Source organism: Variovorax sp. Soil_C_33 (assembly GCF_057656935.1).
In genome coordinates, this window is sequence record NZ_JBDGJK010000034.1 from 1 (window position 1) to 2,036 (window position 2,036).

Genomic DNA, 2,036 nt, shown 5'->3' on the forward strand with positions numbered 1-2,036 from the left:
TGCCCCTGGCACAGGTACTTGATGTGCATGTAGTCGTCCAGCCCGTGCACCGAGCCCTCGCGGCCGTAGCCGGACTCCTTGACGCCGCCGAAGGGGGCGGCCTCGGCCGCCAGGGCGCCTTCGTTGATGCCGACGATGCCCGACTCCAGCGCCTCGGCCACGCGCCAGATGCGGCGGACATCGGTCGAGTAGAAGTAGGCCGCGAGCCCGAAGGGCGTGTCGTTGGCGGCGGCGATCACCTCGGCCTCGCTCTCGAAACGCGTGACCGGCACCACCGGCCCGAAGGTCTCTTCGCAGCTGCATTCCATCGTCGCATCGGCATTCACCAGCACGGTCGGCGCGTAGTAGTTGGGGCCGTCGCAGCGCGCCGAGCGCAGCCGCTGGCCGCCGACCACGACGCGCGCGCCCCTGGCGACGGCATCGCGCACATGGCGCTCGATCTTCTCGACCGCACGCGCATTGATCATCGGGCCGATCTGCGAGTCGGGCTCGCTGGCCGGGCCGACCTTCAGCGCGCCGACCCGCGCGGCCAGCTTGTCGACGAAGGCGTCGTGCACCCTGGCCTGCACGAACACGCGGTTCGGGCAGACGCAGGTCTGGCCGCCGTTGCGGAACTTGGCCGCCATCAGGCCTTCGACGGCGGCATCGATGTCGGCATCCTCGAACACGATGAAGGGCGCGTTGCCGCCGAGCTCGAGCGACAGCTTCTTCAGCGTGTCGGCCGAGGCGCGCGCGAGGTGCTTGCCCACCGGCGTGGAGCCCGTGAAGCTGATCTTGCGCACGCGCGCATCGGCCAGCCACACGTCCACCACTTCGGGCGTGCGTTCGCGCGAGGCGGTGACGATGTTGATCACGCCCGCCGGCACGCCTGCCTCCTGGGCCAGCTTGACGAGGGCCAGCGAGGTGAGCGGCGTGTCCTCGGCCGGCTTGCACACCACGGTGCAGCCGGCGGCCAGCGCCGGCGCGATCTTGCGGGCGATCATGGCGGCCGGGAAGTTCCACGGCGTGATGGCGGCGACCACGCCCACCGGCTCCTTCAGGGCCAGCATGCGCCGGCCGGTCACCGGCGCCGGGATCACCTCGCCGTTGGCGCGCGTGGCCTCCTCGGCGAACCACTCGATGTAGCTGGCGGCATAGGCCACCTCGCCGCGGCCCTCGGCCAGCGGTTTGCCTTGCTCGCGCGAGATCAGCCGGCCCAGGTCTTCCTGGTGCGCCATCACCAGGTCGTTCCAGCGCTTGATGATCTGGGCGCGTTGCTTCGCGGGCACGGCGCGCCAGGCCGGGAAGGCGGCATGCGCGGCATCGACGGCCGCACGCGCATCGGCGGCTGTGCCGTCGGGCACGCTGGCGAAGACGGCACCGGTGGCGGGGTCCGTCACGTCGAGGCGGCGCGCGTCGCTGGCGGCGCGCCATTCGGCGCCGATGAGCTGGGTGCCGGGCATCAGGTCCTGGCGTTCGAGGGTCAGTGTCATGGTCATGATCAGGAAGCTGAAACACGCTCGGCGATGGCCATGCCGAGCTCGGTGGTGGATGCCGTGCCGCCCAAGTCGCGCGTGCGCGGGCCCTCGCGCAGCACCGCCTCGATGGCGCCGAGGATCGCGTCGTGCGCGGCGCGGCCGGCGCCCTGGCCTTGGGTGAGGAAGTCCAGCATCAGCGCCCCCGACCAGATCATCGCGATCGGGTTGGCGATGTTCTGGCCGTAGATGTCGGGCGCCGAGCCGTGCACCGGCTCGAAGAGCGACGGGAACTTGCGGTCCGGGTTGAGGTTGGCCGAGGGCGCGAGGCCGATGGTGCCGGTGGTCGCGGGGCCGAGGTCGGAGAGGATGTCGCCGAACAGGTTGCTCGCCACCACCACGTCGAAGCGCGTGGGCTGCAGCACGAAGCGCGCGGACAGGATGTCGATGTGCTGCTTGTCGACCTGCACCTCGGGGTAGTCGCGGCCGATCGCATCGGCGCGGCCGTCCCACCAGGGCATGCTGATCGCGATGCCGTTGCTCTTGGTGGCCACCGTCAGGTGCTTGCGCTTGCGCGCCTGC

General features: G+C 71.0%; 2 protein-coding genes. Both read right to left on the reverse strand.

Going from position 1 to position 2,036, the window contains the following annotated elements; all coding sequences use genetic code 11:
* A partial coding sequence (locus AC3A6B_RS29710; RefSeq protein WP_487840221.1) for an NAD-dependent succinate-semialdehyde dehydrogenase occupies positions 1 to 1,472 on the reverse strand: 1,472 nt, incomplete at its 3' end.
* An 8-nt stretch (positions 1,473 to 1,480) separates the two neighbouring features.
* Positions 1,481 to 2,036: isocitrate/isopropylmalate family dehydrogenase (locus tag AC3A6B_RS29715; RefSeq protein ID WP_487840222.1), on the reverse strand; the 556-nt coding region annotated here is incomplete at its 5' end.